Origin of the sequence: Marinomonas lutimaris (genome assembly GCF_019426345.1) — a bacterium.
GTDB classification, from domain to species: Bacteria; Pseudomonadota; Gammaproteobacteria; order Pseudomonadales; family Marinomonadaceae; genus Marinomonas; species Marinomonas lutimaris.
Window position 1 is genome coordinate 1 of record NZ_JAHLLW010000042.1, and the last position, 5,572, is coordinate 5,572.

The window sequence follows — 5,572 nt, forward strand, 5'->3', positions numbered from 1 at the left end:
ATCATGGCTCAGATTGAACGCTGGCGGCAGGCTTAACACATGCAAGTCGAGCGGTAACAGGGGAGCTTGCTCCTGCTGACGAGCGGCGGACGGGTGAGTAACGCGTAGGAATCTACCTAGTAGAGGGGGACAACATGTGGAAACGCATGCTAATACCGCATACGCCCTTAGGGGGAAAGGAGGGGACTCTTCGGAGCCTTCCGCTATTAGATGAGCCTGCGTAAGATTAGCTAGTTGGTAGGGTAAAGGCCTACCAAGGCGACGATCTTTAACTGGTCTGAGAGGATGGCCAGTCACACTGGGACTGAGACACGGCCCAGACTCCTACGGGAGGCAGCAGTGGGGAATATTGGACAATGGGCGGAAGCCTGATCCAGCCATGCCGCGTGTGTGAAGAAGGCCTTAGGGTTGTAAAGCACTTTCAGGGGTGAGGAAGGGTAACTGGCTAATATCCAGTTATCTTGACGTTAGCCCCAGAAGAAGCACCGGCTAACTCTGTGCCAGCAGCCGCGGTAATACAGAGGGTGCAAGCGTTAATCGGAATTACTGGGCGTAAAGCGCGCGTAGGTGGTTTGTTAAGTCGGATGTGAAATCCCAGGGCTCAACCTTGGAATGGCACCCGATACTGGCAGGCTAGAGTATGGTAGAGGGGTGTGGAATTTCCTGTGTAGCGGTGAAATGCGTAGATATAGGAAGGAACATCAGTGGCGAAGGCGACACCCTGGACTAATACTGACACTGAGGTGCGAAAGCGTGGGGAGCAAACAGGATTAGATACCCTGGTAGTCCACGCCGTAAACGATGTCTACTAGCCGTTGGGTTGTAATGACTTAGTGGCGCAGCTAACGCAATAAGTAGACCGCCTGGGGAGTACGGCCGCAAGGTTAAAACTCAAATGAATTGACGGGGGCCCGCACAAGCGGTGGAGCATGTGGTTTAATTCGACGCAACGCGAAGAACCTTACCTACTCTTGACATCCAGAGAATTCGCTAGAGATAGCTTAGTGCCTTCGGGAACTCTGAGACAGGTGCTGCATGGCTGTCGTCAGCTCGTGTTGTGAAATGTTGGGTTAAGTCCCGTAACGAGCGCAACCCTTATCCTTATTTGCCAGCACTTCGGGTGGGAACTTTAAGGAGACTGCCGGTGACAAACCGGAGGAAGGTGGGGACGACGTCAAGTCATCATGGCCCTTACGAGTAGGGCTACACACGTGCTACAATGGCGTATACAGAGGGCTGCGAGCTAGCGATAGTGAGCGAATCCCAGAAAGTACGTCGTAGTCCGGATTGGAGTCTGCAACTCGACTCCATGAAGTCGGAATCGCTAGTAATCGTGGATCAGAATGCCACGGTGAATACGTTCCCGGGCCTTGTACACACCGCCCGTCACACCATGGGAGTTGATTGCTCCAGAAGTAGCTAGCTTAACCCTTCGGGGATGGCGGTTACCACGGAGTGGTCAATGACTGGGGTGAAGTCGTAACAAGGTAGCCCTAGGGGAACCTGGGGCTGGATCACCTCCTTAAACGATAGAAACCTCTGGTGAGCGTTCACACAAATTATCTGATGGTATTAACAAGTCACTTGTTGAATACACTATCTAGTTTANCGATAGAAACCTCTGGTGAGCGTTCACACAAATTATCTGATACATCTCTTCTTAAAGAGAGCTTGAAAAGCCGCTTCCAAGCGGTTTTTTTGTTTTTAATGCTTTGTTTTTGGTTTTTTACTGAACACAGAAAATTTTAAATAAATGAAATAATTGTGTTGACCTTGTTATAGTTATCTCTATAATACGCCTCCACGATTTGAGGGAAGCTTAGTTAATAAGTTCATCCTCTGCTTTAAACTTTTGTTTAAACTTGCTCTTTAACAATTCGAATTTTGAAATAGACGATANTAAGAAGCACAGAAAGTATTTGGGTCTGTAGCTCAGTTGGTTAGAGCGCACCCCTGATAAGGGTGAGGTCGGCCGTTCAAATCGGCCCAGACCCACCAAATACGATCTAGTAAGTAATGGGGCTATAGCTCAGCTGGGAGAGCGCCTGCTTTGCACGCAGGAGGTCTGCGGTTCGATCCCGCATAGCTCCACCATTTGCTGATCATTCTGTGCGAAAGATTTAGAGAGAGTTCTAAGCAAGACGCTAAGCATCTTACATTTAATCGTGTTGGGTGATTTTTAGTCTCTGACTTAGTGCTTTGCACTAAACTTGCTCTTTANGAAAGCTTAGCGACAAAGCTTTAAGCAAGACACTAAATGATGCTTCACCTAGGTGATGTCTGTTTAGTCTCTGACTTAGTGCTTTGCACTAAACTTGCTCTTTAACAATTCGAATTTTGAAATAGACGATAATCAAGCGTCAAACCGGTGGAAAGCATCTTTAACCTAGATGACTTTCTAAATCGTAAATCCAGAGGGGTACAAAAGCCCTTTGGTATGTGATCTGAGTGTTGTTTTAATACTGACTCTTCTTAGAGTTAGGAATTAGAAAACTATTTTGGGTTATATGGTCAAGTGACCAAGCGTGCANATATGACACTCCTCGGAGTGAAAACTATTTTGGGTTATATGGTCAAGTGACCAAGCGTGCACGGTGGATGCCTTGGCAGTCAGAGGCGATGAAGGACGTGGTAATCTGCGAAAAGGTTCGGGGAGTCGATAAACAGACTTTGATCCGAACATGTCCGAATGGGGAAACCCACTCTACTTGTAGAGTATCCCACAGTGAATACATAGCTGTGAGGAGGCGAACCCGGGGAACTGAAACATCTAAGTACCCGGAGGAAAAGAAATCAACCGAGATTCCCTAAGTAGCGGCGAGCGAAAGGGGATTAGCCCTTAAGTGGTTTTGGTGTTAGTAGAAGGCTCTGGAAAGTGCCGCGATAGAGGGTGATAGCCCCGTATACGAAAACACCTTAATCATGAAAACGAGTAGGACGGGACACGTGTTATCCTGTCTGAATATGGGGGGACCATCCTCCAAGGCTAAATACTCCTGACTGACCGATAGTGAACCAGTACCGTGAGGGAAAGGCGAAAAGAACCCCTGTGAGGGGAGTGAAATAGATCCTGAAACCGTGTACGTACAAGCAGTGGGAGCGGACTTGTTCCGTGACTGCGTACCTTTTGTATAATGGGTCAACGACTTATTTTCAGTAGCAAGGTTAAGCACATAGTGGAGCCGTAGGGAAACCGAGTCTTAATAGGGCGTTTAGTTGCTGGGAATAGACCCGAAACCGGGCGATCTATCCATGAGCAGGTTGAAGGTTGAGTAACATCAACTGGAGGACCGAACCCACATCCGTTGAAAAGGCTGGGGATGACTTGTGGATAGGAGTGAAAGGCTAATCAAGCTCGGAGATAGCTGGTTCTCCTCGAAAGCTATTTAGGTAGCGCCTCGTATCTCACCATTGGGGGTAGAGCACTGTTTGGGCTAGGGGGTCATCCCGACTTACCAACCCCATGCAAACTCCGAATACCAATGAGTGCAATTACGGGAGACACACGGCGGGTGCTAACGTCCGTCGTGGAAAGGGAAACAACCCAGACCGTCAGCTAAGGTCCCAAAGTTACAGTTAAGTGGGAAACGATGTGGGAAGGCTTAGACAGCTAGGAGGTTGGCTTAGAAGCAGCCATCCTTTAAAGAAAGCGTAATAGCTCACTAGTCGAGTCGGCCTGCGCGGAAGATATAACGGGGCTCAAACTGTACACCGAAGCTACGGATGCTTAGTTTACTAGGCATGGTAGAGGAGCGTTCTGTAAGCCGTTGAAGGTCAAGCTGTAAGGCAGGCTGGAGGTATCAGAAGTGCGAATGTTGACATGAGTAACGATAAGGGGAGTGAAAAACTCCCCCGCCGGAAGACCAAGGTTTCCTGTCCCATGTTAATCAGGGCAGGGTGAGTCGGCCCCTAAGGCGAGGCAGAAATGCGTAGTCGATGGGAAACAGGTTAATATTCCTGTACTCGTGCATATTGCGATGGAGAGACGGAGAAGGCTAGGCCAGCACAGCGATGGTTGTCTGTGTTTAAGGCGGTAGGTTTAGGGCTTAGGCAAATCCGGGCCCTTTTAAGACCGAGAACTGATGACGAGCCCTCTTTTGGGCGAAGTGGTTGATGCCATGCTTCCAGGAAAAACTTCTAAGCTTCAGATATGCAGGAACCGTACCCCAAACCGACACAGGTGGTCAGGTAGAGAATACCAAGGCGCTTGAGAGAACTCGGGTGAAGGAACTAGGCAAAATGGTACCGTAACTTCGGGAGAAGGTACGCCGGCCGGTGTGAAGGACTTGCTCCGTAAGCACTAGTCGGTCGAAGATACCAGGTGGCTGCGACTGTTTATTAAAAACACAGCACTCTGCAAACACGAAAGTGGACGTATAGGGTGTGACGCCTGCCCGGTGCTTGAAGGTTAATTGATGGGGTTAGCGCAAGCGAAGCTCTTGATCGAAGCCCAAGTAAACGGCGGCCGTAACTATAACGGTCCTAAGGTAGCGAAATTCCTTGTCGGGTAAGTTCCGACCTGCACGAATGGCGTAACGATGGCCACACTGTCTCCACCCGAGACTCAGTGAAATTGAAATCGCAGTGAAGATGCTGTGTATCCGCGGCTAGACGGAAAGACCCCGTGAACCTTTACTATAGCTTCACAGTGAACTTTGAACCTACTTGTGTAGGATAGGTGGGAGGCTTTGAAGCGCAGACGCTAGTTTGCGTGGAGCCACTCTTGAAATACCACCCTGGTATGTTTGAGGTTCTAACTCAGGTCCCTTATCGGGATCGAGGACACTGTGTGGTGGGTAGTTTGACTGGGGCGGTCTCCTCCCAAAGAGTAACGGAGGAGCACGAAGGTGTGCTCAGCATGGTCGGAAATCATGCATAGAGTGTAAAGGCAAAAGCACGCTTAACTGCGAGACAGACACGTCGAGCAGGTACGAAAGTAGGTCTTAGTGATCCGGTGGTTCTGTATGGAAGGGCCATCGCTCAACGGATAAAAGGTACTCCGGGGATAACAGGCTGATACCGCCCAAGAGTTCACATCGACGGCGGTGTTTGGCACCTCGATGTCGGCTCATCACATCCTGGGGCTGAAGCCGGTCCCAAGGGTATGGCTGTTCGCCATTTAAAGTGGTACGCGAGCTGGGTTTAGAACGTCGTGAGACAGTTCGGTCCCTATCTGCCGTGGACGTTTGAGATTTGAGAGGAGCTGCTCCTAGTACGAGAGGACCGGAGTAGACGAACCTCTGGTGTTCCGGTTGTCACGCCAGTGGCATTGCCGGGTAGCTATGTTAGGACGTTATAACCGCTGAAAGCATCTTAGCGGGAAGCCTCCCTTAAGATAAGATCTCACTGGGAAATAAGTCCCCTAAAGAGACGTTCGAGAAAACGACGTTGATAGGTTGGGTGTGTAAGTGCTGTGAGGCATTGAGCTAACCAATACTAATTGCTCGTGAGGCTTGACCATATAACACCAAAGTGGTTTTTAGACATCACAGACACAGATTACGATAAAGCATCAGCAATTATGAACATCGGTTTGACCTTGATTATCGCTATTTCAAAAAAGAATTGTTAA

Annotated in this window: 2 tRNA genes and 2 rRNA genes; all 4 read left to right on the forward strand. The window is 49.2% G+C overall.

Annotation, left to right across the window (positions count from 1 at the left end):
* Nucleotides 1-1,525, forward strand: a 16S ribosomal RNA gene (locus KPL72_RS20915); the annotation flags it as partial.
* A gap of 396 nt (nt 1,526-1,921) precedes the next feature.
* Nucleotides 1,922-1,998 (forward strand) — tRNA-Ile (locus tag KPL72_RS20920).
* 20 nt (nt 1,999-2,018) lie between these two features.
* Nucleotides 2,019-2,094: transfer RNA gene (locus tag KPL72_RS20925), tRNA-Ala, on the forward strand.
* A 477-nt stretch (nt 2,095-2,571) separates the two neighbouring features.
* A 23S ribosomal RNA gene (locus tag KPL72_RS20930) occupies nt 2,572-5,461 on the forward strand.
* Nucleotides 5,462-5,572: the final 111 nt, after the last annotated feature.